24 protein-coding genes, 6 tRNA genes and 1 pseudogene are annotated in these 25,923 nt (G+C 43.4%); 21 read left to right on the top strand and 10 right to left on the bottom strand.

Annotated features, from left to right (window positions below; genetic code table 11):
• Positions 1-247: 247 nt before the first annotated feature.
• The 6 genes from FCL45_RS16275 to FCL45_RS16250 all read left to right on the top strand — a co-directional run bounded on the left by FCL45_RS16275 (position 248) and on the right by FCL45_RS16250 (position 1,153).
• Positions 248-323 (top strand) — tRNA-Val (locus FCL45_RS16275).
• Between the two features lie 31 nt (positions 324-354).
• A tRNA-Asp gene (locus FCL45_RS16270) sits at positions 355-431 on the top strand.
• Positions 432-608: 177 nt separating this feature from the next.
• Positions 609-684 (top strand) — tRNA-Val (locus tag FCL45_RS16265).
• A gap of 31 nt (positions 685-715) precedes the next feature.
• Positions 716-792, top strand: a tRNA-Asp gene (locus FCL45_RS16260).
• Between the two features lie 177 nt (positions 793-969).
• Positions 970-1,045: transfer RNA gene (locus FCL45_RS16255), tRNA-Val, on the top strand.
• A gap of 31 nt (positions 1,046-1,076) precedes the next feature.
• A tRNA-Asp gene (locus tag FCL45_RS16250) sits at positions 1,077-1,153 on the top strand.
• A 69-nt stretch (positions 1,154-1,222) separates the two neighbouring features.
• Here FCL45_RS16250 and FCL45_RS16245 read toward each other — a convergent pair.
• From FCL45_RS16245 to FCL45_RS16225, 5 genes are all read right to left on the bottom strand, one after another.
• Positions 1,223-1,708 (bottom strand): hypothetical protein, encoded by a 486-nt coding sequence (locus tag FCL45_RS16245; RefSeq protein ID WP_136799847.1) that lies wholly within the window; start codon positions 1,706-1,708, stop codon positions 1,223-1,225.
• A 287-nt stretch (positions 1,709-1,995) separates the two neighbouring features.
• Positions 1,996-3,072, bottom strand: a complete 1,077-nt coding sequence (locus tag FCL45_RS16240) for an oxidoreductase (protein WP_136799848.1) — start codon at positions 3,070-3,072, stop codon at positions 1,996-1,998.
• Positions 3,073-3,287: 215 nt separating this feature from the next.
• Positions 3,288-3,530 (bottom strand): EscU/YscU/HrcU family type III secretion system export apparatus switch protein, encoded by a 243-nt coding sequence (locus FCL45_RS16235; protein ID WP_136799868.1) that lies wholly within the window; start codon positions 3,528-3,530, stop codon positions 3,288-3,290.
• A gap of 290 nt (positions 3,531-3,820) precedes the next feature.
• Positions 3,821-4,027 carry an IS66 family insertion sequence element accessory protein TnpB gene (gene tnpB, locus FCL45_RS25340; protein ID WP_136799849.1) on the bottom strand — a complete coding sequence of 69 codons (207 nt, stop codon included), beginning with the start codon at positions 4,025-4,027 and terminating at the stop codon, positions 3,821-3,823.
• Positions 4,028-4,803: 776 nt separating this feature from the next.
• Entirely contained in the window at positions 4,804-5,292 is a 489-nt protein-coding gene (locus FCL45_RS16225) for a cyclic nucleotide-binding domain-containing protein (RefSeq protein WP_136799850.1), read from the bottom strand.
• 332 nt (positions 5,293-5,624) lie between these two features.
• Between FCL45_RS16225 and FCL45_RS16220 the strand changes: the two genes are divergently transcribed.
• Both FCL45_RS16220 and FCL45_RS16215 read left to right on the top strand, forming a co-directional pair.
• On the top strand, positions 5,625-6,113 hold the full coding sequence (locus tag FCL45_RS16220) for a thermonuclease family protein (RefSeq protein WP_136799851.1): 489 nt from the start codon (positions 5,625-5,627) through the stop codon (positions 6,111-6,113).
• A gap of 477 nt (positions 6,114-6,590) precedes the next feature.
• Entirely contained in the window at positions 6,591-7,214 is a 624-nt protein-coding gene (locus FCL45_RS16215) for a pentapeptide repeat-containing protein (protein ID WP_136799852.1), read from the top strand.
• A gap of 92 nt (positions 7,215-7,306) precedes the next feature.
• Here the strand turns inward: FCL45_RS16215 and FCL45_RS16210 are convergent, their stop codons facing one another.
• Positions 7,307-7,750, bottom strand: coding sequence for an FKBP-type peptidyl-prolyl cis-trans isomerase (locus FCL45_RS16210; protein WP_136799853.1), 444 nt, complete (start codon positions 7,748-7,750; stop codon positions 7,307-7,309).
• A gap of 335 nt (positions 7,751-8,085) precedes the next feature.
• Here FCL45_RS16210 and hisI point away from each other — a divergent pair, with 335 nt between their 5' ends.
• From hisI to FCL45_RS16185, 5 genes are all read left to right on the top strand, one after another.
• A complete protein-coding gene (gene hisI, locus FCL45_RS16205) occupies positions 8,086-8,490 on the top strand; it encodes a phosphoribosyl-AMP cyclohydrolase (protein WP_267314025.1) in 405 nt (134 codons plus the stop codon).
• Positions 8,491-8,534: 44 nt separating this feature from the next.
• Positions 8,535-9,407: an ATP phosphoribosyltransferase gene (gene hisG, locus FCL45_RS16200; protein WP_136799855.1), complete on the top strand. Its 873-nt coding sequence runs from the start codon at positions 8,535-8,537 to the stop codon at positions 9,405-9,407.
• A gap of 171 nt (positions 9,408-9,578) precedes the next feature.
• Positions 9,579-10,157 (top strand): ribosome biogenesis GTP-binding protein YihA/YsxC, encoded by a 579-nt coding sequence (yihA, locus tag FCL45_RS16195; RefSeq protein WP_136799856.1) that lies wholly within the window; start codon positions 9,579-9,581, stop codon positions 10,155-10,157.
• Positions 10,158-10,487: 330 nt separating this feature from the next.
• A complete protein-coding gene (locus FCL45_RS16190) occupies positions 10,488-12,179 on the top strand; it encodes a DUF6909 family protein (RefSeq protein ID WP_136799857.1) in 1,692 nt (563 codons plus the stop codon).
• Between the two features lie 12 nt (positions 12,180-12,191).
• The gene (locus tag FCL45_RS16185; RefSeq protein WP_136799858.1) at positions 12,192-13,997 is read left to right on the top strand and encodes a two-component system sensor histidine kinase NtrB; all 1,806 of its coding nucleotides are present in this window, start codon (positions 12,192-12,194) and stop codon (positions 13,995-13,997) included.
• A gap of 50 nt (positions 13,998-14,047) precedes the next feature.
• On the opposite strand, the gene FCL45_RS16180 is transcribed toward FCL45_RS16185, so the two are convergent.
• From FCL45_RS16180 to FCL45_RS16170, 3 genes are all read right to left on the bottom strand, one after another.
• The gene (locus FCL45_RS16180; RefSeq protein WP_136799859.1) at positions 14,048-15,253 is read right to left on the bottom strand and encodes an O-antigen ligase family protein; all 1,206 of its coding nucleotides are present in this window, start codon (positions 15,251-15,253) and stop codon (positions 14,048-14,050) included.
• 137 nt (positions 15,254-15,390) lie between these two features.
• Positions 15,391-17,118, bottom strand: coding sequence for a lipid A export permease/ATP-binding protein MsbA (gene msbA / locus FCL45_RS16175; RefSeq protein WP_136799860.1), 1,728 nt, complete (start codon positions 17,116-17,118; stop codon positions 15,391-15,393).
• 229 nt (positions 17,119-17,347) lie between these two features.
• Positions 17,348-18,280: a lysophospholipid acyltransferase family protein gene (locus FCL45_RS16170; protein ID WP_136799861.1), complete on the bottom strand. Its 933-nt coding sequence runs from the start codon at positions 18,278-18,280 to the stop codon at positions 17,348-17,350.
• Between the two features lie 795 nt (positions 18,281-19,075).
• Between FCL45_RS16170 and rffA the strand changes: the two genes are divergently transcribed.
• The 6 genes from rffA (at position 19,076) to FCL45_RS16140 (ending at position 24,765) form a co-directional block, all read left to right on the top strand.
• Positions 19,076-20,269, top strand: a complete 1,194-nt coding sequence (gene rffA, locus FCL45_RS16165; protein ID WP_136799862.1) for a dTDP-4-amino-4,6-dideoxygalactose transaminase — start codon at positions 19,076-19,078, stop codon at positions 20,267-20,269.
• 60 nt (positions 20,270-20,329) lie between these two features.
• Complete coding sequence (locus tag FCL45_RS16160; RefSeq protein ID WP_136799863.1) at positions 20,330-21,256, top strand: glycosyltransferase; 927 nt, start codon at positions 20,330-20,332, stop codon at positions 21,254-21,256.
• On the top strand, positions 21,249-22,001 hold the full coding sequence (locus tag FCL45_RS16155; protein WP_136799864.1) for a sulfotransferase family protein: 753 nt from the start codon (positions 21,249-21,251) through the stop codon (positions 21,999-22,001). Before FCL45_RS16160 ends, FCL45_RS16155 begins: the two co-directional genes overlap by 8 nt.
• A 6-nt stretch (positions 22,002-22,007) precedes the next feature.
• Positions 22,008-22,373, top strand: coding sequence for a hypothetical protein (locus FCL45_RS16150; RefSeq protein ID WP_136799865.1), 366 nt, complete (start codon positions 22,008-22,010; stop codon positions 22,371-22,373).
• Positions 22,374-22,739: 366 nt separating this feature from the next.
• Positions 22,740-23,300, top strand: coding sequence for a DapH/DapD/GlmU-related protein (locus FCL45_RS16145; protein ID WP_136799866.1), 561 nt, complete (start codon positions 22,740-22,742; stop codon positions 23,298-23,300).
• Positions 23,301-23,373: 73 nt separating this feature from the next.
• Entirely contained in the window at positions 23,374-24,765 is a 1,392-nt protein-coding gene (locus FCL45_RS16140) for a hypothetical protein (protein WP_136799867.1), read from the top strand.
• Positions 24,766-24,960: 195 nt separating this feature from the next.
• On the opposite strand, the pseudogene FCL45_RS25335 reads toward FCL45_RS16140, so the two are convergent.
• Positions 24,961-25,071 (bottom strand): annotated as a pseudogene (locus FCL45_RS25335) (IS30 family transposase); the annotation flags it as partial.
• Between the two features lie 112 nt (positions 25,072-25,183).
• On the opposite strand from FCL45_RS25335, the gene tnpA reads away from it, so the two are divergent.
• Both tnpA and tnpB (FCL45_RS16130) read left to right on the top strand, forming a co-directional pair.
• Positions 25,184-25,522: an IS66 family insertion sequence element accessory protein TnpA gene (gene tnpA, locus FCL45_RS16135; protein WP_136800063.1), complete on the top strand. Its 339-nt coding sequence runs from the start codon at positions 25,184-25,186 to the stop codon at positions 25,520-25,522.
• Complete coding sequence (gene tnpB / locus FCL45_RS16130; protein ID WP_136800062.1) at positions 25,519-25,866, top strand: IS66 family insertion sequence element accessory protein TnpB; 348 nt, start codon at positions 25,519-25,521, stop codon at positions 25,864-25,866. The genes tnpA and tnpB (FCL45_RS16130) overlap by 4 nt, the downstream gene beginning before the upstream one ends.
• Positions 25,867-25,923 lie beyond the last annotated feature (57 nt).

Raw genomic sequence — 25,923 nt, 5'->3', positions numbered from 1 at the left:
AGTTTACCCGGCAGGGGCTTTATTTTTTGTGTTTTTCGATCTGGTTCGAACAGAGCATGCCCTTTGATATTATGAGTATTTATCGGTACCACAATGGGATAGGGATGAGTTAAAGCGATTCATGTTTTGTCTGCCTTTACATTGTATTCACGGCGGCTATAATTAATTGTGGGATTTAAATTAAATCGCACTTTATTTGCTTGACGGGTTAGGGGGAAGTTGGTAAATAGTCCCTCACGCTGACGCGGGGCGGGTAGCTCAGTTGGGAGAGCATCGGCCTTACAAGCCGAGGGTCACAGGTTCAAGCCCTGTTCCGCCCACCAAAAATTTGACAGAGCGTCAAGCGTCATTACTGGGGTCGTAGTTCAGTTGGTTAGAATGCCGGCCTGTCACGCCGGAGGTCGCGAGTTCGAGTCTCGTCGGCCCCGCCAGTACGATAAAAGGGTTACAGTCAATAAGACTGTAACCCTTTTTTTGTTGCCCTTGTTCATAGCTTTTTCCTGATAAAAGCAGGTGTGTCATATATTATTATCAATTGCTAAACATTTGTTTTTTATTTGCTTGACGGGCCAGGGGGAAGTTGGTAAATAGTCTCTCACGCTGACGCGGGGCGGGTAGCTCAGTTGGGAGAGCATCGGCCTTACAAGCCGAGGGTCACAGGTTCAAGCCCTGTTCCGCCCACCAAAAATTTGACAGAGCGTCAAGCGTCATTACTGGGGTCGTAGTTCAGTTGGTTAGAATGCCGGCCTGTCACGCCGGAGGTCGCGAGTTCGAGTCTCGTCGGCCCCGCCAGTACGATAAAAGGGTTACAGTCAATAAGACTGTAACCCTTTTTTTGTTGCCCTTGTTCATAGCTTTTTCCTGATAAAAGCAGGTGTGTCATATATTATTATCAATTGCTAAACATTTGTTTTTTATTTGCTTGACTGGTCAGGGGGAAGTTGGTAAATAGTCTCTCACGCTGACGCGGGGCGGGTAGCTCAGTTGGGAGAGCATCGGCCTTACAAGCCGAGGGTCACAGGTTCAAGCCCTGTTCCGCCCACCAAAAATTTGACAGAGCGTCAAGCGTCATTACTGGGGTCGTAGTTCAGTTGGTTAGAATGCCGGCCTGTCACGCCGGAGGTCGCGAGTTCGAGTCTCGTCGGCCCCGCCAGTACGATAAAAGGGTTACAGTCAATAAGGCTGTAACCCTTTTTTTGTTTCACTATCCCTGGGGGAGAGATCAGTGGGAAAAAACGAATTCGTTCCAGCTGGTAGGGGAGCTTGCTATCTCAACCCCAAGAGTTTTTCCTTTATTTTCCTGAATCACCACCCAGCGTGGTCTGGCAACTATCCTGTAATTCTCGACCTGACCTCTGACGACCACTGAAAGCAGTGAACGTGAACTTGACAACCTGTCGGGTATATCTTGCAGGCATAGTCCGTGGGCAGAGATATTGGTTACCAGACCGCTATACGAGGCAAGACCGTCGGAAATGTCAGCTCTCAATCCATCGATATCGACACGTTTGAATTCACGTCTACAGCGACTGGGGACACCTCCATCCTGATTGTTCAGGACATTGAGGCTGGTGCGGATCAAACAGAGCCCTTCATTCAGATTCATCCTGGCGGCATACCAGAGGACGACAACCCCTGCCATGAGAAACATAAAGAGCAGAGTTGCCAGGAACAGGAGAGTTACAGAGTGATTTGAGACGGTTGTCATTATGGCACCCTCTTCGCTGGGATTCCAGGTCGTTCGATGCTATAAACTGCTGTGTCTGATACGTTCTGGCCAATAACAATGATCCAAGCCAGAATAAATCTTTTTCCGGCCGGGGCCGGGAATAAATATCTCTTTTCTACTTAAAACATATCATTAACATCCCAAAAAACATGAATGATTTGTTGTCGTGATACCACTTTTCTTTGGAGTCATTAAAAATTTCGCCTATTTATTCGATATGTCGATGAGTTGTCAATATCATAGGGAAAAATAGCATTTTTTCAGGATCATGGCAGGATTGCTTCAGTGTAGGCTACGTTTGCCTGTTCCGAGCTGTAACAGGGTAATTGTGCATTCGAACGAAGGTCTTCAACCAGGTTTGGATTGAGCAGCATCGACTTGGCAAAGAGCGCCACATCAGCATGCTGCAGTGCTGTTTCAGCCGTGGCTCGGTCAAACACCTTGCCGCAGATCAAAAGGGGAAGATTGGACGCTTTTTTTGTGAGTTCTGCCATGGTGGCGTTTGTTTCAAATGCATTTTCCTTAAAATCATATGTCGATATAGAGAGGGCATCAATAGATTGCTCCGATAGCATTGAGATAAGGTCAAGCCATTCTCCACTGTTCTGAAAAAGTGACACATCCATGTCAACTATGCCCCAGTTAGATAACCTGAAAGAGAGAATTTTAGTGGTGGGTATGACCTTTCTGACTGATTGAATAATTTCATGGGCAAACCTGAAGCGATTCTCCAGGCTGCCACCATATTTATCAGTGCGTTTGTTGGAATAATTCGAGAGGAACTGGCTAATGAGATAACCGTGGGCACCGTGTATCTCAACGCCATCGAATCCAGCCGCCATAGCTCCTCTCGCCGTCTCCTGAAAACCCTGAATAACGTGCTCGATCTCAAACTCGCTCATCTCTTCGGGGAGCGGGTATGGCGCATTTGTCAGCGGGTTCTCTGTCTTTGGGGTAATGGCGCTCGGCGCTATGATCCTGCAAGCCGGATTGACATCCGGCCAGGCTATTCGGCCGCAATGAAATATCTGCATTATCGAGATAGCTCCTGCATCCCGTATCTTGTCTGCTACGCTTTTCCAGACATCTATCTGCTCCCGATTGGTGATCCGTGCCTGGCCCGGGTAGCCCTGAGCGCTTTCGTAATCGGTGACAATTGCTTCGGTGTAGACAATGCCGGCTCCGTTTACGGCACGACGTACGAGAAAATCCAGCACATCTTGCCGAGGGATGGAGCGATTGTCTCCAGACATTCTGGTCATGGGAGCAACACCGATTCTATTTCTGATGGTGAAGGAATTCAGTGAGAATGGAGAAAAAAGTTTGTTGGTAGTCTCGCCCATTATCAACCTCCGGGAAGAAAGGTGGAATAGAGATCCTGCACTGTTTTCGGTACAGGTATATGGAAGCTGTTTTCAACTCTTGTAATACAGATAGTATCACAGGAAATGCTATAGCACATTTGAAAACAGGCAATTACCAGGGGGAGGGTGAGACGTGGTGACGATAGCTCAAAGAGCTCAAGCGTGCTGTAATTAAGAACAATGGCCAGGGCTGTTTATTTATCCTTTAACCTTTCGCTCACCTGATAGACAAAGGCAAGAATTTCGGCATTAGCCTGACAGAGGTCAGGGGGTATTTCTTCTCCGCTGGGGAGTTTGGAGAGAAGTTCGACGAGGTTTAGATTATGGTGGATCTGGACTCCGCTTGCTTTGGCATGTGAGAGTAATTTTAAGGCCAGATTCCCTCTTGCGTTCGCAATGATCTTGGGCGCAGAATCTTTTAGCTGGTCATAGGCCAGAGCAACAGCTCATAACCTCTGAAAGCCTGGAATGTTTAGGCAAAGGCAAGGGTGTCTGAATAAACTGTCCGGATCTGCCCGATGAGAAATAAACCGTTGAAGGAAAGCCAATGAAGGATCTGAAGGAAGCCATAGCCAATCCTACCGCTCAAGCTTGTTGCGAACCTGATGCTGAAGCAAACGCATTTCCGCCTCATGCCGATTCTTAGTTTCTCTAGCTCCGCGAGGTGAGAACCCTGGAGTTACTCAATGAGAGTTCTCACCTCCATAACCTCCTCTTCGGAGTTAGGTCATCGAAAGATATCCTCCCCCAGCCCCTTCATCCAAATGAAAAAGTCGTTATCATTCCAGTAAAGGATTTTCACCAGCTCTCGTCTCCTGTTACAGAAAGCGAACAAACTCTCTGGGAACAGATCCAGGCCAAAAGGATCTTCCACAAGAATAGACAATCCGTCGATCGATTTCCGCATGTCAGTTGCATCAAGGGCCGTATACACTCAGCTCTCATCTGGTTTGAAAATCATAAATGCTGTATAACCGACAAAATTTTCTTGAGAGCAACAACTGAGAAATCTTCAGCAATTTCTGCTCGAAATTCATTTTGACCTACATGGATCGTCAATCCGGCAGGTGTTTGGCTGTGTTTTCGCAACTGGGCAGACTGCACGGTCAAAGGAGGGGTAAAACGTGCCTGTTCCTGCTGCCCATCATCCTTCTTGAGCTTCCTTACCCACTAGTAGAATGTTGTATAAGGCAAGGGAATGGGGTTTCCGCAATACTTCGCCTGACTCAATGCGCTACCGTTGAAGCTCTAAATGTACTTTTGCCAGAACGCAGCTTTTACTTCTGCGGGTTTGCCCATGGATTATGTTGACGTGGCATGCCTCCTTTGAATTGGTGGCATATTTAATCACGTTTTTTGGTGGGAAAAAGATGGGGATGGTGAGACGCTTACGCTCCAGTTACCTCCGGGTGGCTGGGATACGTTGCAGAATTATAAGCTGGGGGGGGAAGTCTGACCTTATTTCTTTCAGGAAGTCTATGCTGCTTATCGGATCTGAACAGTCTAGTAGGAGGCGTTGATAGCGGTAACTTCTCAGCGCCTCGAGTATTAATCAAGAGCTTTCCCTGACCTCAACAGTAGCAGAAAATTCAGACTGGATCTGCGCTACAAGATACGAATGATCGATGGCGGTCAGAGCGCCGATAAGTATAGAGAGTAATTATTGCAAAGTTACATCGGATTGATCGAAAAAGGGGCTGTCGATCTCTTTTACACCATTGGTTGCATTAAGTCAGCAAGTCGGCTGGAGGTGCGCCGCATGTAAAGGCTCAAGAGCCTGGCTATTTTCTGGATTACCTTTACAGCCAGTATTGGTGAGCGATCAGTGAGCATATCAAACCCTTTGTCGGTGAGCGTCACCATTAAAGTGGGTTGTCTGGCGATAACAGTTGCCGAGCGCGGTGACTTATCTATGAGGCCCATTTCACCAATGGAGTTTCCTTTGGCCAGCCTGGCAATGACAACACTCTGGCCGGTTTCGGATTTCTTTACTACCTCAAGAAGTCCTTGTACGACAAAACCCATAAAGCTGCCTTTATCACCTTCTAAGAAAAGATATTCACCTCTTTTAAGATGGACATAACTCATATGTTGAGCCAGGATAGTTAATTCATCGACATCCAGACTGTCAAATATTGGGAGGCTGAGTAGGAAATTTCGAGTGTCCTCTTCAGATTCTGAAAGTATAAGCGCAGACATGTATAAGTATTTTCAAGTTGACGTTTAATGGTCACTTTAGGGGTGTTACGACGGGAAAATGCTCGTTGATCATAACTGACAAGTTGAGGTAAATATGATATGTATTTTCCTCTGTGACTGATTTTGACACCCTGAACTAATGCAACAATATCACATTAAAAGGGCAAATAACAATAGAGATTTTGCTATATTGAGAAAACAGGGCTGCTCTGGATGCGATCTCGGTTCCAATGTTTTTTGCTGTTGCCTGATATAGGAACAAGGGGTTTATCCTCCTTGAGGTAAGCAAATAGTTCAGAATAAATTTTGAGACGGTGGAAGGGTACGTATTTATGAAAGCAATATTCCAGACTCTTATTATTGTAATCGGTTTTTTTCTACCGGCTTCCTCATGTCTATTTGCATCAGAAATATTGCAAGGTGAAGTTATAAAAGTAATAGATGGCGACTCAATTGTGGTTCGGACGGCAGGTGGTAGAAAGGAAATACGTTTGTGGGGGATTGATTGTCCTGAATATGATCAGCCGCATGCCGGAACAGCTAAAAAAAGAACTACGAATTTGCTGGCAAATGACATCACGATTGAGGTAAAGGGACGGGATAGCTATAACAGGATTTTGGCGATTGCCTATAGTGATTCTGTCTGCGTTAATAGGGAACTGGTTCGGCAGGGCGCTGCATGGGTATACGATTATTATTGCAGAGAATCAGTCTGTAGGGAATGGAATCGCCTGGAACGGCAAGCCAGAGCGAAAAGAAAAGGGCTCTGGCGCGACAAGGAGCCGACCCCTCCCTGGGAGTGGCGAAGAACAAGAGGGTAGCCTGATTGCAGATCTGGTTGTGTGCGACTGCTTACGTCGGATATTTTTACTTTGATGACTTGAGTGGTTGTAATGAAATGCGTGTTTGTGGTAGTGAACGTCTCTTTTCTTGAAAGATGTTGTTTGAAATGGCACAGTAAACAAGGTCAAAATAGAAAAAAAGGGGCGATCATGGTGATGCGTTTTCAAGCAAAACTCCACCTTGTCTGAAAGAACGAAAACAGACTAAAGAGAATCTAATCCCTGCTTATCTTCAGCGTGAAAAGGTGAGGGGAGCGGACTGAGGCGTGGCAGATTGGCAAGTGCTCCCTCCCGGAATCAATATTCTGTGTCGAGCTGTTCGGAATACTTCTTAAGCTTTATGCTGTTAACTCCAGCTCCTCACGGATTACCTGGTGAAGCTGAGTTTCAGGTGTAACTAGAAATGAGAAAAGGGCCTTTACCCTTAAAAAGAAATATAATCATAAGTGAGGGACTATGACCAGGTTGACAGGGGTATTCTGTTGTATCTTCGTTGGTGTCGCCTGTACCATGGCCGTTTGTGTCGATAGTGTCAGTGCAAACAATCAAGAGGATGCGGTTGTTAAAAATACTAACTTGCTGAGGCTGGAAAAGACAAATAGCTGTCCTGATTGCAACCTCAGCGGCCTGAATTTGAACAAACTGGATCTCAGGGGGGCTGAATTGCAAGGTGCAGATTTACGTAATGCCAAAATGTATTTGGTGAATCTTGCTGGTGCAGATTTACGAGATACTTTGCTTGAGGGGGCAGTCATGGTTGGCGCAGACCTGGCGAAAGCAGACCTCCGAGGAGCTATGTTAGGCGCGAGGTCATTGGATGGGGCTTATGTCGTAGGTGCCTTGCTTGATGAGCAGAGGCCTGATACCAATAAAGAGGCTATTGCGGAGAACGCAGCAGAGGGGGCTGTGAATCAGGTTACGGGGGCCGGAGAACTTGTCACGGTGAGAAGCGAGGAGGAAGTTCCAATGGTGAAAACCACGGTTAAAGCCCCTACTCCAAAGAAACTGTCGCCGATTAGGACCGCAACCTTACGAGATCCACAGCAGACGATTGAAGAGCCGGATGCCCAGCCTATGTGACCGGTAATTTATGAGATTTGTTGCGCTGTAGAATAGAAAGGCCCGCACTTCAGAAAGTATGGGCCTTTCTATTTCAATTGTGGTGTTTGTGATCAGGCAGGTTTCTGGATGTTGAGGATCGAAACCTCATAGGTCAGGTTGTGGCCTGCAAGTGGGTGATTGTAGTCAACAACTACAGAACCTTCATTGACTTCCATCACAGTAGCTGGAACCTGATGTTCCTCTCCATCCCGATCAACTTTTAACGAGATTACCATGCCTGGTTTCGGGTTGATGCGCTGGATGAATTCTTTGTTGTTGATCGTTTGTAACAGGTTTTTCATCCGTGGTCCAAAACCTTCTTCCGAGGTAACCCGTACAGTGCGAGACTGGCCAACTTCGAGTCCCACCAGGGCATTTTCAACCGTTGGAGGCAGTTCGCTGTTACCTATGGTAACTTGTATGGGTTTATCTTCACTGACTTTCATAAACTCAGTACCGTTTTCGAGTTTTCCGATAAATGCCAGGGTGACGATATCATTTGTATCAATTTTCATTTCTCTGCTAACTCCTTAATGCAACTTAAACAGTTGACATGTAGTGTGTTTTGTTTTCTAAAGGTCGATTTGTTAACTTTAGTAACGAACCGCTTATATTATCAGCTTGAGGGTATGTTTTGCAATATTTATAGTTGGGTTACAAAAAACATCTTCTATTGCTTGACAAAGAGATTGTAGCCACGTAATGTGACAGATTTCCTGATCCTGACAGGTTATATTGCATCGCCTGTTCTAAAAGCGGAGTTTCCGCCCATCGCCTTATACTCAAAAAGAGGCTCTAAACAGGTTCTTGTAGAGAACTGTTTGTCCGCTGCCCCTGTCTGTAAAGTCAGATTGATTTTCAAAAGGATGAGAACGTTATGTTGAACTTTGAAAAATCTGCAGATGGTCTGTTGCCAGCCATTGTGCAGGATCATGAGACCCGGGAGGTTTTGATGCTCGCATACATCAACGAGCTTTCCTGGCAGAAAACACTGGAGACCGGCAAGGCTCATTACTGGAGCCGCTCCAGAAATAAACTTTGGCTCAAAGGCGAATCATCCGGCCATGTGCAGGTTATCCATGATATTCTGGTTGACTGCGATGAAGATACCGTGATTTTTCTCGTTGAACAGCTTGGGGGGGCGGCTTGCCATACTGGTCACCGATCATGCTTTCACAGAAAAGTCGACGGAGATACTTTGGTAGTAGAAGGGGAAAAAGTTTTTGACCCTGAAGCGGTATACGGCAAGAAATAAACAGAAGACAACCTAACTTCTGTAGAAATTGGAGATCGTACAAGATGACACAGTTAAAGCTGGGACTTCCTAAAGGCAGTCTCGAGAATGCGACCATTGAACTTTTTGAGAAAGCTGGCTGGTTGATCAAGCCGGCAGCCAGAAACTATTTTCCGAAAATTGATGACGACGAGGTAGCGTGTTCTATCTGCCGCCCGCAGGAAATGTCGCGCTATGTTGAAAGCGGTATGCTTGACGCAGGTATCACCGGTAAGGATTGGACCATGGAGAATGAGTCCGAGTATGTATTGGTTGGTGACCTCGTATACTCCAAAGTGAGCAGAAAACCGACCCGCTGGGTAATCGCGGTTGCCGGTGATTCCGACATTAAAAGCCTCGAGGACCTGGAAGGCAAGAAAGTTTCCACTGAGCTGGTCAATGTTACCCGCCGCTTTTTTGAAGAGAAGGGAATCAACGTAGAGATCGAGTTCAGTTGGGGTGCTACTGAAGCAAAAGTCGTTTCCGGCCTTGTTGACGCAGTTGTCGAGGTGACCGAGACCGAGAGCACTATTCGTGCCCACGGCCTGCGCATCATCTATGAGTTGATGGAGTCAAACACTCAGTTCATTGCCAACAAGGAAGCCTGGAATGATACCTGGAAGCGCGAGAAAATCGAAAACATTTTCACTCTCCTGCAGGGAGCGCTTAACGCTGATCGTATTGTGGGTGTGAAGATGAATGTGGCCCAAGAGAAGCTTGAGGAGATCGTCAAAATCCTGCCGAGCCTTAATGCGCCAACCATTGCAAATCTCTATAATACTGATTGGTTTTCTGTGGAGACCGTGGTGAGCGAGGATGTTGTTCGCGACTTGATTCCAGCGCTCATTAAAAAGGGCGCAGAGGGTATTATTGAATATCCGCTCAACAAAGTAATCTAAGCAGGAAAAATAATGACTGGTGTAACCCGGTTCAGTAGAATCTGGTTACTCTGGTTGCCGATATGTCGACCAGCTTGATTTATCCTGTAAATTTGCTCAAAATATGAACCTGGCCGTATAATAGAACATCCTGATAACGGTACAGGTTCTTATTTTTTATAAGGGGAAAAAATGACTTTTCATGACATTAAATTTTTACTGAGTGTCCATAGTGACAAACAGCTGCCCCCTGAAGAATTGCCGGAGATAGCATTTGCAGGGCGTTCTAATGTTGGCAAGTCCAGCCTGATGAATACGCTTATTGGCCGTAAATCGATGGTCAAGGTGAGTGGGCGACCCGGAAAAACGCAGGGTTTGAACTACTTTCTGGTCGATAACCAGTACCATCTGGTCGATCTCCCTGGTTATGGTTTTGCCAGAGTCTCAAAAGACATGCAGAATGCCTGGCAAGGATTGATTACCCGCTATCTGGAAACTCGCAAGACATTACATTGCGTGGTTGTCATCCTGGATATCCGTCATGCTCCGAAGCAGCAGGATACCCAGTTACTCACCTGGCTCAGCCAGAAAAACATTCCATTTTTGCCTGTATACACCAAAATTGATAAGGTATCTGGCAATGACCGGGTCAAAAATGCCAAAATGCTTGATGCGGGTCACGGCATTACTCCTTCCCAACGAGTTCTTTTTTCTTCAAAAACGGGCCAGGGCAGGCAAGAACTGATTGAAGCTCTTCAGCGATTTCTCTAGATGGGTGGTGGGGGCTGCGACAGGTTCAGCCCCCGGTTCTGTCTCGGCTCATCTTTTCATCATCACCGCTTCTCTTCCCATAGACTGCGATTGCAAGCGTGTTTCAGGTTGTATCGTTGGCAACCCGTGTTCTGTCTCGTTCGTTTCCTGTTTTTTTTGCGCCCAATGCACTCCTTTTCCAGGAAAAATAGTTCAGAAAATAGTAACTGAACTGGTATGATCAATTCCAGAAAGAATTAAGGAGGTTGCCGTGGGAACTATTCTTTAAGTTCCATTATTGGAATGGCAGCCGCTGAATAGGTCAACTCGCTTAGTAAACAGGTGATGCCAATGCAGGAACCTTCAAAATCACATATAGCACGTACCGCAATTCGTACCTTTAAAACCATTGCAGATTCACTGATTCTTCAAGGCTCATATACCCCATCAGGTAAAGCTGGAGAAAAGCTGGCCGAAGCCTTGAAAATGTTGAGCCCGGAAATTTATGGCTCGATGACGGATCCACGAATTGTTGAACTGAAGGGGCTTGAATATGTAATTGATCGTATGCCCTGTGGGATTGAGCAATGTACGAAGCTCATCTTAACTGCCCAGGAAGATTTTCACGATACAGCTTTTACCAGGATAGTGCCATTAAAGAGAAGGCGAGTATCCTATGCAGTTTCTGACACTGAGATGTGCTTTGTCATAACCAGGGGGTTGAGTGAAATATATGACATCCTGACTCACATTACATTCTTAAATATCGAAGCGCATAAGATATACCACCAGGCATGCAACCGACTCGAAGGCACTACTTCGGAATGGAAAGAGCTTGAGAAGATTGTGCTCGAAAACCGAAAAATGACAGGTGGTGAACTTGACCAGGCAATCTGGAATCTCTCTATTATTCTAGGCCGAACTTATAAAGAAACACGGGATACCTATGAGTATCTGAATCGCAATAAAGATAGATATCAAAGCAATAACGGCCTCTTTAAAATTATATACACCATCGGGAAGAGGGTAATTGACGAAGAGAATCATCAGAATAGCGAACTTTCAGTATATTTCACCCCGTCTTTGCGAGAGGTTATCGGTCAGCATAAATATGCCACTATCTGGGCACAATCATTGAAAGAGCGTCTGTTTGAGCTTGGTTTTAAGGACAGGCCCTTGCACGTGATCAGCGCCAATATGCATTCAATACGAAACGTGGTTTATGGTCCTGGTGCGCTGAAGGAAGAAGGCAAGGAATTGCCCTCTGATTTGTATCAGACGGTAAAGCTGCTGAGAGACCGGGAGGAAGAGGTCGAGAGTTATGCTGAAAATCATGGTTTCTATGTCCATGAAGATCATTCTGGTTCTAACATCGACGTACACATAATAGATACCTCGCTTATTGATGAATCTGCAATGCATCCATGCCTTAAGGTGAATGTGCACCTGATTAAGGAACAAAAGCCTGTGGTGGTGGTGATGGACTACGCTTTTGGTACCCAGGCTTTCGAGGTTATGGATGAGTTGCTTTGTCCGTGCCACCTTGATGACCAGATGATCACTTTTAATGTTGAGTCTATCTCTATTATGGGGAAAGCCGGAATTCTGCCGGGAAAAAAGGGCGACATAATGTTGGCGACCGCTCATGTTATGGAAGGTACCCCGCACAATTACATAGTGAACAACGACCTGGAGATAGGTGATTTTGAAAATGGGGTAAGTGTATTTTCGGGGCCAATGGTGACTGTCCTCGGTACCTCCCTGCAGAACCGTGATGTCCTTGAACGGTTTCATGCCTCAAGCTGGAAAGCCATAGGTCTTGAGATGGAGGGCGGGCATTATCAAAGGGCAATAAGTGCTGCGATAATTCAAGGGCATATTACCGGTGACATGAAAACCAGGTATGCCTACTATGCGTCAGATAACCCACTTGTTAGTGGGCAGACTCTTGCTTCAGGCCCTATGGGGGATGAAGGAGTAGTACCGACCTATATGATTTCAAAAGTTATTCTGCAGAAAATATTGAACTATTCAGATGAGTAGTCGGAGTTTTTGATGATGAAAAGACATCTTGCCAGCGTCAGCCCCTGGATACTGGCTGCTGCCTGTACCTTGCTGACCTTTATTATCGGTGCTTTCGCGGTGTCTAATTATAATCGCGAAAAAGAGCTCATGACCGAAGCCCTGGTGCAGAAGGGTTTGTCGGTTATACGTTTTCTCGATACCGGTGTGCGCGTTTCAATGCGTGCAGGCTGGCAGGGCAGGAGGGATATGTCCACCCAATCAGCAGTTGATTGGGTGGATCATGTCCAGGAGGTAATCAACCAACTTCAGGAGCAGAGTGACATTCATTTTGTCGAGCTGCTCGACTCCAGTGGTGTAGTATTGGCCGCAACGGATTCCAAACGTGTTGGTCGCAAATATGACACGGATCTAGAGGAATTTGTGCAGAAAAGCATAGGCGGCGACTATGTTTTTCGTATGCACCGTGAAGGTTCCAAGCAGGGATTCCAAATTGCCAGGGTATTCACTCCGAGATTACGGGGAGCTTTTCCAGGGAACCCACAAAACATGCGTATGCCGGCCCATATGCATAGAGGCGGGAATGACGCTGGTAGCACTCCGGCGTTGCCCGGTGCGGTGAATAAGGGATTTGCCATAGTCGTTGAGCTCGATTTGGAAGCTTTTGATAACGCTGTTGCCCGCCAGCTTTGGCAGATCGTCATTCTTTCGGTTGTGCTGTTGCTTGTCGGTGTTGGTGGTTGGCTTTCACTGCTTACCCTGCAAGGATTCAGGGGGACTCAAAACAGACTGCAAAGAGTTCGGGCTTTTAATGATATGCTCGTAGGATCATTGCCGATAGGCCTGATTGCCACAAATTCGGACGGTGATGTGCAGATTGTTAATGAGGCTGCAGAGCGTATCTCCGGCATCAAAGCAGAGAGCTTGTTGAATAGAAAAATTGAGCAGGTTCTGCCAGAGGAACTTTACCAGAATTTTCTTGAACACTCTGGCGAAGATTCACACCTTGGGGCGAGAGCAGCTGAGCGGGAAATCCAATTTGCAGATGGGCAAAAGAGAGCTCTTCTTCTAACCGCGCTTACAGTTGCTGATTCCCAGGGTGAATTTTCCGGTGATGTGTTGCTCCTGCAGGATATCAGTGAGTTGCGGAAGCTGGAAGGTGAGTTGCGTCGAACTGAGCGGCTCGCAGCCCTTGGCAAGATGGCGGCAGGCGTTGCCCACGAACTCCGAAACCCGTTGAGTTCTATCAAAGGTCTTGCGCTGTTATTGAAGGGGAAAGTACCTGAAGATGAGAGGGGCAAGGAGACCGCAGACATTCTGGTGCAGGAAGTCGAACGGTTGAATCGCAGCATTGGTGAACTACTCGACTACGCACGACCTGGTCAATTACAGTTCACTGCAGTCAGGTTATCAGATGTTCTTAACAAGGCTATTAGCCTGGTGGCTGTTGATGCGGAAGCAATGTCCATAAAGCTTACCACCGACTTGCCCGAATCTGGTGATTTGATCAAGCTGGATGAAGACAAAATCAATCAGGTATTTTTAAATCTGCTTCTGAACGCGATCCAGGCTATGCCCGATGGTGGTGAGTTGACGATTACCATGGCGACTGAGGCCGCCGGGGTCGGTTGTGAAATAGAAGATAGTGGTATCGGGGTAGCTGAAGAAAACCTGTCAAAAGTCTTTGATCCCTATTTCACAACAAAAAGTGATGGGACCGGACTCGGACTCGCGCTTTCTGCAAAAATTGTTGAGGAGCACGGTGGCACTATCACCATGAGCAGTGGTGAAGGGGAGGGTACATGCGTCAAACTGTTCTTTCCTTTTAAAAACGACTGATCGAATAGAGAATGTAAATAACAGGTATTAACATAAAAAAACAGATGTTCTCAAGGATGATGAGTGTTCTCAATGGGGACTTTGCTGGAAGTCTGTGCCAGAAATAATCCAGAGAGAAGAGCAAAAAAGTGTCCCTGGTGTGAGTCATATAGGAACGAGTTCATCAGGCATCCAATTGCCATGGCAAGAACTACGCCTTGAAGAAGGTATTTCTGTCGTGCAGGAAGATTGCGCGCGCCATAGAGCAGGGAAGATAGCAGCATAATATAGAGAGCGACACCAACTGTACCGATTTGGCTGCCAAGGAGAAGATATTCGTTATGGGGGTTTTCTGTCGGGGTGGTACGCTTGCCTTTAATGAGTTTCGCCTGTTCTACGGCGAAAGATCCTACACCATGACCGAATAGCGGTGATGTTTTAATCATTTCCAAACTGTTAAACCACCAGTCAAAGCGTTGACCTATCGAGGTTCGTGATTTTTGCGGTGTGTAATTCTGAATTTCTGCCACAGCGATCTGTGTTCTGGATGAGAAATTGTCCGAATAAAGAAATGCCGTGGAAAAAAAGACCAAAGTCGCAAGTGTTGCCAGAACCAGATGATGGGAAGAAATGCGTTGGACGAAAGTCAGAAAGGTCAGCGCGATAAAGGTTACCATGCCGGTTCTTCCCGGTGCTACCTGAATTATATTGAACGCCGTTAAAGCGAATACGATAAGCCAGACTATACGGTAGCGTTTTGAGTCGAAGGCATTGTGCAGGGCAAAGAACCCCAGGATTGCCATGAAAAAGCTGTGGGTAATGTGAAAGAGCAGGGAATATCCGAATTTATGGGTGGGGATGAGCGACAAATACATCCCGTACGAAATGAAGAGAAGTATGATGCAGCCTGCGATGAATGCGTTTTTCGCTAATATTGCGTATCGGCTTTGCTGGTTCAGCAGAGCGAATACCACAGGGAGGTAGAGCAACTCCCTGTATTTCATCAAGGCGTCCAGACTGGTTGATAGCGATGCTGAAGAGTAGAGTGTACTAACGGCCAGTAAAAAGAACAACGCGGTGGCGGTTAGTATTACCGGGTTGCGGATGAGATCTCTTGGCAGAGTTGTTATGCAACCGGAAAGAAGCCAGAAGATCAGGGCCAGGCCGGCAAACAGCCCCATGGCCGAAGTTGAGAGCGGTATTGCGAAACAGGCCGCAACGACTGAGTATTGTCCGGCGATACTAGTAACATTCCTGAATTGCTTCATTCTTGTCATAGCGGTCGGCTGACTGCAGCATGCCTTCTGCGATAAAACTGGATCATCCAGCAAATATCACAGAAGGAAACGTGTTTATTGTGACAAAGGTTGTTTGCCAGCCCCTGTTGAGATTACAATCTCGTGGGAGATTGGGGCTAGGTGTATTGCATATTGTATAGGGTTTCGTATTCGCCGTTCAGCTCCAGAAGTTGGTTATGTGATCCCTGCTCAACTATTTTACCACCCTTTACAACTATGATTCTATCACAGTTTATTATAGTAGATAAACGATGTGCAATGACAAATGTGGTCTTATCCTTCATCAGGTTTTCTAGAGCCTTTTGAACCTCTCGCTCAGATTCGGTGTCAAGGGCGGAGGTTGCTTCGTCGAGAATGAGTATAGGAGCATTCTTTAGAATTGCACGTGCGATAGAAAGACGCTGACGTTCTCCACCGGAGAGACGGGCACCGCCTTCTCCAATGAGAGTATCAAGACCATTTGGTAGTTTATTTATAAAGTCAAGGGCATGGGCGGCAGACGCTGCCCGGCGAATATCTTCCTCGGAAGCATCAAGATCACCATAGGCAATATTGTTGCGGACAGTGTCATTAAAGAGAATGGTCTGCTGGGTAACCATGGCTATTTGCCGGCGCAGGGATGATAAGGTTACATCCTGTATATTTACGCCATCTATCTGGATCTGCCCTTCGTTTATATCTAAAAAGCGTGGGATCAGGTTGGTAAGAGTGGTCTTGCCGCCACCGCTTGAACCAACAATAGCCAGGGCCTCACCTTTGGGTACCGTGAGGTTCAACCCCTGGATAACCTGGGTACCATCTTCGTAGCTGAAGTTGACATCTTTAAAATCGATGGAATTGGTAAACGGTTTCAGCTCTTGAGCGCCCGGTTTGTCTTTAATGGCAGGTTCTATATCCAGCAACTCAAAAACCCTGGTTGAGGCAGCAAGTCCTCTTTGAATAGCAGGATTGATATTGCTGATACCTTTAATCGGCTCATAGGCGGCAATAAGTGCAGTGATAAAGGCAAAAAAGGTACCAGGTGTTGCGGTCCCCTGGATGACTTCCTTACCACCAAACCAGATAATGAGAGCGATGGCCAGACCGCCAATCAGTTCCATGATCGGATGCTGCATAGTACGATACTTTGCATCCTTGATGGTGATGTTGAAAAGGGTGTTAATCTGGTTGCCAAAGCGCTGATCTTCGTAATCTTCGCGGGTAAAGGCCTTTACAATTCGGTTGCCGGTAATGGATTCATAAAGTCTGTCTGAAACCTTTGCTGTCTCTTCCTGGGAACGTCGACTGAGTTTTCTGAAAATTTTACCAAACTTCACTATGGCCGTTGCGGCAATAGGCAGGATAATAAAGATGACCAGGGAGAGGCGCCAGTTCAGGAAGAAGACTAAGCCGATGAGAAATATTACAGAAAAGGTATCCCTGATACAGCTCACGAGGGCATTGGATACAGCCTGCTGCATGAGAGAGACATCAGATATGACTCGCGAAATCAGAGTACCGGTCGAGTAGTCGTTATAAAAAGAGACAGGCTGCTGGTGGATATGGTGAAAGACTCGAATTCGCATGTCGCGAATGACAGACTGACCAACTCTCTCCAGCAGGAATGTGTAAATATAATAGGTAATCGATTTCAGGAGAAAGATGCCGATTATACCGAAAGGCAACATTGCGAGAGCAGAGAGGTCCTTTTCGACAAAAATCTGGTCGATTACTGGTTTCAGGATATACGCTTGCCCGGCTGTGGAAGAGGCAAAGAAGATCATGGTGACCATTGCCACTGCCAGCTGAACTCGATAGGGACGTATTACTTGATACAGTTTCTTGAGAATTTCTTTATTAGACATGTGTTATGTGAATTATATTAAGAATTCTCGCTTTTTAATGACCGGCAATTGCTTCAGCTACGGCCAAACAGCGATTGGAAAATCGCTTAGTATTACACCACTTCAGCAGAATCCCAAAGCTGTATTTTGCAGAAAGGAGTATGATATGCGATATATCCCAGTGTCGCATCACGGTATTGTACCGTAAAATCAAGGTGGAGTGAAATGTTGCCTTGATATAGTTTTAGGGTTAAGAAAAAATGAGATCCCGAAAATTTCTACTGACCTTGTCATAACCCTTTTTCGTCCAGAGTTTGTGAAAAAGGCTGAACCATTGTTCAGGGTAATTGCGGATGTGCATTTCATACTTGCTGATGGCACGGGTGGTGAGATCCTGGATAGCGTCTTCACTTATCTCCGTATAATCGGGCAAATCAACAGAGTCGAAATCGATGTGAAGCTTACCATTCTTCATATAGTAGACGCTTGTCAGTACCGGGGCCTTGGTCCGCATATGCAGAACAGCGGTACCTTTAGCGCACTTGAGCGGGGTGTCGAAGAAGAGGACGTCTGTACCCTTGGCGCTGTAGCGCTGATCGAGACTGACAATCAGCAAATGATTTTTGGCCAGGGCTTCTTCGTAGGCTTTCATGCCTGAAGCACTATCTAGATGATGCAAAGCGTTGCCATATCTGGTACGCTGCCTAACAAAGTATTGGTTCGAAAGGGGGTTGCTCTGCTTTTGATAAATCAGGGTAGTTGGCAAATTCGTTTTATTAAACCAGGCGAAATATGCTTCGAACCAACAACCGTGGTAGGTGGTCAGTATTGCACCTTTACCCTGTGCAAGGGCCTTCTCAACCTTATCAAGACCACTGATTTCAGCGTTGGCAATCTGCTCCATCATCTTTTTTCTGTGGAGAATGAATATCAGGCCAAAGGTCTGAGCGAACTGGATGTATGTCCTTCGTAATATCCCCATCCTGTCTTTCTTTGGTTGACCAGGGAGAATCGTTGAGAGGTTTTTGTAGGCTACGTCGAGACGAAAGGGGTAAATAATCCAGGCAAGTCGGCCAAGCAGACCAGAAAAACCAAGAATAACTGGCACGGGAAGAAGGTTGATGATGAAGATTATCGAGCGGAGTGTGCCATATTCGATACGATGTTTAAGTGAGATACTCATTCTTCCCTTTTTGGTTGATGCTGGGTTGGCTATCCGCCTACCATTTTGTTAGATCTAACAGCGCACTAGGTGCGTTTTCCGTGCTCGTTGCAGATGAATGGCTAGTATAGTGTGGTAATTTCAAAGGGCAAGAGCAAAGAGGGGGAGGGTAGTGAATACGCCCTCCTTAGAGTTTGGCGTATTGAACTTGAGTTGTAATATCGCATTGTAAGATTAAATCCATGATTGTGTTAGATGTTTATCATGGCAACCATGATTGAGAAATCACAAAGTAGCTGTATATCTGCTATCTTCATCTGATTATGACATTTTGTATTGAAAATACTTCCAAATATAGATTTTCTGTGCAAGAATTTTGTTAGGCAAATTTGGAGTCGCTGAATCTCAGGTATAAAATTTTAGCCGATTGAACTGGCATCAGCTATCGACCCCAACCCCAAGGTGATGAACGAATTACATAATGGTTTGTATCTAATTTATTCCTGTTGAGTGAGGTTAGTTGCAATCGAGTGCTTCTATGCCTACAGGATCAGTTCTCTTCACTGTAAAGAGTTATGAAATCAATTGCTCAGATAAGAATTATGAGTAATTACGTTTTTTGCCTAACTCAAAACGGTCTAGGTGACATTGGCGTCTTTTAGCAATTGGATAACGCAATTTCAAGAAAATATCATAGGGAAATGCAGGAAAGTACCGCCAATAACTGCTTCGAATTGGTGACAGTTAGGACAGCATGGGCTGGGGTAATAAGGAGATATACGTTTGAAGTATTGACTACTTAAAGGAATAGCTCTTATGTCTGATAACGCAATCCCTTTTAATTGGCCTTACATGACAGGGAAGGAGCTATTTTATATAGCCGAATGTCATTTTAATGGAAAGCTTGCGGGAGATGGGCCCTTCACAGAAAAATGTCATTCCTGGTTGGAAAGATTAACAGGAACTAGAAAGGCATTACTAACTCACTCATGTACAGCAGCTCTAGAGATGGCTGCGTTGTTATTGGAATTAGATGAGGGAGACGAAGTGATAATGCCTTCATATACTTTTGTATCAACAGCGAATGCCTTCGTACTACGCCGGGCAGTACCTGTGTTTGTCGATATACGTGAAGATACGCTAAATATCGATGAACGGCTAATCGAAGATGCTATCACACCAAGGACAAAGGCGATAGTGCCGGTACATTATGCGGGCGTCGCTTGTGAGATGGACACCATTCTAGAGATAGCAGACCGGTATAATTTGAAAGTTATCGAAGATGCGGCTCAAGGCGTGATGGCCAAGTATAAAGGCAGAGCACTGGGAACCTTTGGGGATCTCGGGGCGTTCAGTTTTCACGAAACGAAAAATGTCATCTCGGGTGAGGGGGGGGCACTGTTGGTAAATGATCAAAGCATGATTGCCCGTGCTGAGATAATCCGAGAGAAAGGAACAAATAGAAGTCAGTTTTTCAGAGGTGATGTTGATAAGTACACTTGGCAGGATTGTGGCTCGTCTTTTTTGCCTGGTGAACTTATTGCCGCGTTTTTATGGGCGCAGTTGGAAGAAGCTGAATCTATAACTAAGAATAGATTGGCTAGCTGGAATCTGTATCATGAAGGGCTAAAAAGTATGGAAAAAGATGGGTTGCTACGAAGACCTATTGTTCCTCGAGAATGCGAGCATAATGCACATATGTATTACATTCTTCTTGCTCCAATTATTAACAGGCAGAAATTGATATCTGAATTAAGGAAAGAAGGGATAGGGGTGGTATTTCATTATGTACCCCTGCACTCTAGTCCAGCTGGAAGAAAGTTAGGAAGATGTGGAGGAAAACTTGTCCTAACAGATTATTACTCAAGTAAGGTTCTCCGGTTGCCTCTTTGGGTGGGAATTAAAGAGTGGCAACAGGAAAAAATCATATTGTCGCTACATAAAAATATTAGAAAGTTGATACGTAGATTACCGAAGGTCCCTGCAAGTATAATCAATGGAGTAAATTAAGAATTCATTGGGCAAAATAAGTATATATTTCTAATATTAATTAAATCCATTTATAAAGTCATGAAATATAGTGTTGTGATACCGGTATATAATAGTGAAAAAATCGTTGGTAAAACAATAGATGAAACAATTCTATTTTTTGACTCTAATCTTTTGGATTTCGAAATTATTCTAGTCAATGATGGGAGTACCGATGGTAGTTGGAATGTGCTAAAGCAAAAAGCATTAATGGATGAAAGGGTTAAGGTATTTGATTTACTAAAAAATTACGGTCAACATACAGCGAATTTTTGTGGATTTAAAGAGTCGAATGGGGATTACTTGATTACAATGGATGATGATTTACAAAATCCACCAAGTGAAATATCTAAATTAATAAATAAAATTCATGACGATAATTGCCATGATGTGGTCTTTGGAAAATTCAATAAAAAAATGCATGCTTTACATCGAAAAATTGGTACAAGGTTCGTTAATTACCTGAATCAAAAATTATTTAATAAGCCAAGTAATGTTACCATAACAAACTTTAGAGTTATTAGGAGAGATGTCGTTGAAAGGATATGTGAATACCATACTGCATATCCATATATTCCTGGATTGACAATAATGTTCTCAGCTAACCCTGGAAACACAGAAGTGGAACACCACCCTAGGGGTAATGGTAAAAGCGGTTATAATGCAGTTAAAATTATAAAACTGCTTATGAGGATTTTGTTTAATTATTCCTCTTATCCACTTCGTTTTGTAACTGGACTTGGATTTGCATTTTCATTTATATGCTTTCTCCTTGCAGGTTTTTACTTATTAAAAGCAATGTTTTTAGGTACGTCTGTTGCAGGGTGGGCAACCGTAGTGGTGTTGTTATCATTTTTTAATGGTATTACTCTTTTAGTTATTGGAATGTTAGGAGAGTATTTGATAAGATTGATTAATCAAACTAGCAGAGGAGCTAGTTATCATGTCAAAGAGTCCATAAATGCATAGGCATTTTGTTATAATTGGGGCGCAACGATCTGGCACAACGTATTTATATAAGATCCTTGATTCTCACCCTGAAGTGTTTATGGCCAAACCGGTTAAGCCTGAACCGAAATATTTTATAGATCAAGCAAATATTGTTAATGGGTATAGCGCTTATTATAAGCGATATTTTATGAGTTCTAATAAATATCAGTTGCTTGGTGAAAAAAGTACGTCGTATATTGAAAAGGTTGCGTCCGCTAGGGCCATTAAAGCTGTTATCCCTAATTGCTTGATAATCGTGTCACTAAGAGATCCTATTGAGAGGGCAATATCTAATTACCAATTTACCGTAAATAATGGCCTTGAATCTTTAAGTTTTGAAAATGCAATAAAATGTGAGGAGGCACGTTCGAAGCATTGGAGAAAATTAAATATATCAGTAAATCCCTATGCGTACACAGAAAGAGGACATTATGTTAAATATTTACCCATTTGGGAACAAGTATTTGGTAAGGATAATATGATATTTATAGTTTTTGAAAAAATGGTTGGTGACAAGGAAGAAATATCCAATTTGTACAAAAGGATTGGGGTGGATGGTTCATATTCTTCACCCCATATAAATGAGATAGTAAATCCCGCTAGGAGCAAAGGGTATAATGTAATGTTAAATCAAAATCTTAAATCTAGATTAGATGAGATTTTCATGGTGAGTAATAAAGGATTGGAATGCAAGTATGGAATAGATACTTCGATGTGGCGGTAGCGTGGAATGGGGAAAAATATTCTTGCTTTAATTTTGGTGATTATTGCAGTGATATTAAGTGTTATTAGCGCAATATTGCTAAAGGAAGCGACTAGTTTCAGGTATTCTGTAATTCCGGGAAAAATAACTATTGTATTTTCAGTATTAATAATAAATATTGCTCGCCTATTTTTGTGGTCGGCTATACATAAACGTTATCAACTTTCCTATTCCTACCCTTTATCAAGTGTATTTTTTCCAGTAATACTAGTGGTTTCTGTTTATTATGGGGATCAGATAGGGTTTAATGAAATTATGGGTACTGGTTTGATAACGCTAGGTGTAGTTTTGCTTATAGGAGTTGGAAAAAAGATGGAAGTTCTGTATGATTAGGTGAAAATATATGCACATATCAAGTGTCTCATCATATTTATTCTTGACTCTAGCTATAATTTCTACATCGATGGCTCAATTGTTATTCAGGATGTACCACGTTAAGTCTTCCAGTATCTTTTTAATAGGCGCTCTTATACTGTTTTTGCTAGTACCTTTTTTTAGTTACTTTTCATTGATCAATCTTCCCTTGTCGTTTGTGTATATGAGCACGGCTTTGACTCATGTACTGGTTCTGTTGTTATCAAATTATTTCCTTAAAGAAGTTATATCAATGAAACAACGCATAGCAATATCTATTATTATTGTTGGTATAATAATGTTTAATGTCTAGAATTTGTCATGAAAAGAATGCATTAGGTGCTTATGATGGAATCATTCAAAGATTGTATTTATAAAGATCAATCTCGTATGCGGTTTGTTAACCAAATGTTTACATATATTTTGTTTTGGTTTCAGTTTGTCTTGGACTTTATGCCACCATTTATTCGGAATGTGATTTATAAGCATATGGTCAAAAAATGCGGTGAAAAGGTCGTTTTTGACTACAATATATTTATTAAATTCCCATGGTTAGTTGAGATAGGCAGTAATGTGTCAATAAATCGAGGTGGTCAATTTTTTCCTGCTTATAAGAGTGGAAATATGATTAAAATCGGTAATGATGTTTATCTAGGACCGAATGTATGTTTTTTTGCCTCAGGGCATGATGTTGCCAATTTTAAGATACCAACTGGTGGTGACATAATTGTAGGAAAAAATGTTTGGTTAGGAGGTAATACTACCGTGCTTCCAGGAGTAATAATAGGTGACAACTGTGTTGTAGGAGCTGGTAGTGTCGTATCAAAAAGTATACCTTCAAATAGTATTGCTGTCGGCGTCCCCGCGCGAGTAATTAAACATAATTATAGTATGTTTACGGGGTAATAAATCTGTTTTTATATATTTTTATTATATGTGATTTTGATAATTATATACATATAATCGCTAAGAAAAATTAATGAAAAATTACAATTATAAAATATTACTCGCATGCTTAATACTAGTGATTTTACATTTGCACTTGCTGTTATATGTGTCTTTTGTAGATCACCCCTATCCGATTGGTGATTCTTGGCGTTATATTAGATTGCATTTGGAACCCTTGTATGCGGGGGATTATGAAATTGGGATGTTATGGGGGCCTTTGCATCCAAATCCCTTACGAGTAGTTTTGCTATTTGTCAATGCTAAATTTTTAGATTTGAATTTTAAATACGAGTTGATTTGCGGCATTATATTCAGAATTATTATTTCTATTGTCTTGATGTATAATTTCATAAAGTCGCAAAAAAAAGTCAGTTTGTGCTGGACAATTGTGGTCCTACTTCTGTCTCTCAGCTTCGCAACTTCATCACAGTTTACGTGGTCAATATTGGCCACTGCGAATATTCATTACTTTCTTGCTATTATATATTTCCTGATTTTTAGTAAGGTGATTAATCGCTATTATGGGCAAAATGACGTGGGCTATTTGCTGTCTGTTTTCGCTGCCTATGCAACAATATTCATTGTCCTTAATAAGGATATTGCTATATTGGCTATATGTTCCACCTTGTTTTTGACAGTGATATTTTACCTATCTCATAGGGAAAGGTTTATGCTAGCATTGTGGCTGATACAAGGTCTAGTTTTAATGGTGGCTATTTCGTTATTGAAGAATATTTCATATTATCAATCACGAAATAGAATATCAATAATACAAGCGATTGAAGGTTTTTCCCAAAATATTGAGAATTTCATTACAACCACCCTTATCAGTGTTACTTCTTCATTTATTCCGATCATGAAATATAATGCAAATACATTGAAATTATCCTCTATAGTTGGTATTTGCCTTCTTGTTGTTTACTTGTATTATGTTGTATTGTATGTAATAAGAAAAATGTGGAGATATGATGTTTTTCCATTGTGTTTGATAGTTTTTTCTTCACTATTTTACTTGGCTTGTTGTTGGAATAGATATCTGCCGGAATCAGGTGCTAGATGGAATAGTGTTCCTCATCGATACTTTATAGCTTATCAGTTAGCGGGTATAGGGTTAGTTTGGATTGTAGCTGCATTGAGTTCTGATAGGAAAGCAGTCGTGTTAAATATGACAAAAGTGATTGTACTGTTAGTGTGTATTTCAATAGAAGGGAATTTTGTTGTTGATCGCTGGAAAGGTTTGAAATACGTGAATAGGTCTAGAGAAATATATACGGATAAACTGTATCGGCAAGCTGCTGGTCAAATACCCTTTGAGAAATATCATAGAGTCTATGGATACAATAACGCTTATGATGACCTAGTTTTTTTGAAGAATAATAACCTCTCCCTTTTTAATAAGGATGAAGGTCATCTGGTAAGATAATATTTTCTGGCTAGATTAGAGTATTTCGACGGGCGAAATTTGCCAGGCATGAATATCATACCCAGCAGGAATAGAGTCCCTAATATATTCTCTCACTGCTGTCTCATAGTTAATTCCACAATGCAAGTTGTGGTGAAACTCTTGCTTTACCTTGCTTGTCAGGCTGATTTTAACAAATCAGCGAATGGGCTGGATTTAAGTAATAAGTGCAACACTGTTACCTGAGAAGGTTTCCAGGGGAGTTCGCCCTCCAAGTACCTTTCTCGGTGTTAGGTTTAACAGTAAAATCCTATCCTCTATTTCCTGCTCAGACGGAGTTGAGATATCAAATCCCTGTAAGCGACCAATAAACCCCATCTTTTCAGTCCTATAAATTCATGTTCCAGTATGCCTCACCATAACCAAGGAGGTATACATCGTGAACGGCACAATCTCGAAACTACAGCAGAAGCAGGAATACTGGCAAAAACATATCACTGCTTGGCAATCAAGTAATCTGAGTCAGAAAACCTATTGTCAATCGCACGGCATTGCTCTGGCGACATTTGGCTACTGGAAGCGCAAACTAAAAAACCTGAATGATAGGCAGGTTGCGTTTTACCCACTTACTGTACCAGCAACACTTCCAGATAATCCTGTTACGGCTTCTCCTGCTAGCATCGCAGTACATGTCAATCGATTTAAGCTCGAAATTCAGAGTGACTTCTGCGCCGAACAATTGAAAAAAGCTGTGAAGACCCTGGAGCAGCTAACATGATTCCCACTCCAGCAAATGTCCGAGTCTACATTGCTCTCGGGGTTACCGATATGCGCAAGTCAATAAACGGTTTGTCTCTTCTTGTTGAAGATCAGTTTGACCTCGATCTTTTCTCGGGCAGTCTGTTCGCTTTCTGTAATAGGAAAAGGGATATGGTCAAGATCCTTTACTGGTATCAAAATGGTTTTTGCATCTGGCAAAAACGACTTGAGGCAGATGTCTTTCGTTGGCCGGAATCAGAAGAAGAGGTAATTGAAGTCCATGAAACTGCTTTGCAGTGGCTTTTACATGGGCTTGATGTGCAACAGGCTCACATGCAACTTAGCTACAATTCAGTATCATAATATTTATGGAAATATTGCTTGAACTAGCTGTTATGGCAATGTTTATGTGGTATATTG

This window comes from Desulfosediminicola ganghwensis (assembly GCF_005116675.2).
GTDB classification, from domain to species: Bacteria; Desulfobacterota; Desulfobulbia; order Desulfobulbales; family Desulfocapsaceae; genus Desulfopila; species Desulfopila ganghwensis.
Note: the sequence above shows the minus strand (reverse complement) of the source record. Positions and strands in the feature narration are given on the sequence as shown.

Coding starts and splice junctions, on each gene's coding strand:
- FCL45_RS16245 (WP_136799847.1), bottom strand. CDS start 1,708: ATGACAACCGTCTCAAATCACTCTGTAACTCTCCTGTTCCTGGCAACT.
- FCL45_RS16240 (WP_136799848.1), bottom strand. CDS start 3,072: ATGGGCGAGACTACCAACAAACTTTTTTCTCCATTCTCACTGAATTCC.
- FCL45_RS16225 (WP_136799850.1), bottom strand. CDS start 5,292: ATGTCTGCGCTTATACTTTCAGAATCTGAAGAGGACACTCGAAATTTC.
- FCL45_RS16220 (WP_136799851.1), top strand. CDS start 5,625: ATGAAAGCAATATTCCAGACTCTTATTATTGTAATCGGTTTTTTTCTA.
- FCL45_RS16215 (WP_136799852.1), top strand. CDS start 6,591: ATGACCAGGTTGACAGGGGTATTCTGTTGTATCTTCGTTGGTGTCGCC.
- FCL45_RS16210 (WP_136799853.1), bottom strand. CDS start 7,750: ATGAAAATTGATACAAATGATATCGTCACCCTGGCATTTATCGGAAAA.
- hisG (WP_136799855.1), top strand. CDS start 8,535: ATGACACAGTTAAAGCTGGGACTTCCTAAAGGCAGTCTCGAGAATGCG.
- yihA (WP_136799856.1), top strand. CDS start 9,579: ATGACTTTTCATGACATTAAATTTTTACTGAGTGTCCATAGTGACAAA.
- FCL45_RS16190 (WP_136799857.1), top strand. CDS start 10,488: ATGCAGGAACCTTCAAAATCACATATAGCACGTACCGCAATTCGTACC.
- FCL45_RS16185 (WP_136799858.1), top strand. CDS start 12,192: ATGATGAAAAGACATCTTGCCAGCGTCAGCCCCTGGATACTGGCTGCT.
- FCL45_RS16180 (WP_136799859.1), bottom strand. CDS start 15,253: ATGACAAGAATGAAGCAATTCAGGAATGTTACTAGTATCGCCGGACAA.
- msbA (WP_136799860.1), bottom strand. CDS start 17,118: ATGTCTAATAAAGAAATTCTCAAGAAACTGTATCAAGTAATACGTCCC.
- FCL45_RS16170 (WP_136799861.1), bottom strand. CDS start 18,280: ATGAGTATCTCACTTAAACATCGTATCGAATATGGCACACTCCGCTCG.
- rffA (WP_136799862.1), top strand. CDS start 19,076: ATGTCTGATAACGCAATCCCTTTTAATTGGCCTTACATGACAGGGAAG.
- FCL45_RS16160 (WP_136799863.1), top strand. CDS start 20,330: ATGAAATATAGTGTTGTGATACCGGTATATAATAGTGAAAAAATCGTT.
- FCL45_RS16155 (WP_136799864.1), top strand. CDS start 21,249: ATGCATAGGCATTTTGTTATAATTGGGGCGCAACGATCTGGCACAACG.
- FCL45_RS16150 (WP_136799865.1), top strand. CDS start 22,008: ATGGGGAAAAATATTCTTGCTTTAATTTTGGTGATTATTGCAGTGATA.
- FCL45_RS16145 (WP_136799866.1), top strand. CDS start 22,740: ATGATGGAATCATTCAAAGATTGTATTTATAAAGATCAATCTCGTATG.
- FCL45_RS16140 (WP_136799867.1), top strand. CDS start 23,374: ATGAAAAATTACAATTATAAAATATTACTCGCATGCTTAATACTAGTG.
- tnpB (WP_136800062.1), top strand. CDS start 25,519: ATGATTCCCACTCCAGCAAATGTCCGAGTCTACATTGCTCTCGGGGTT.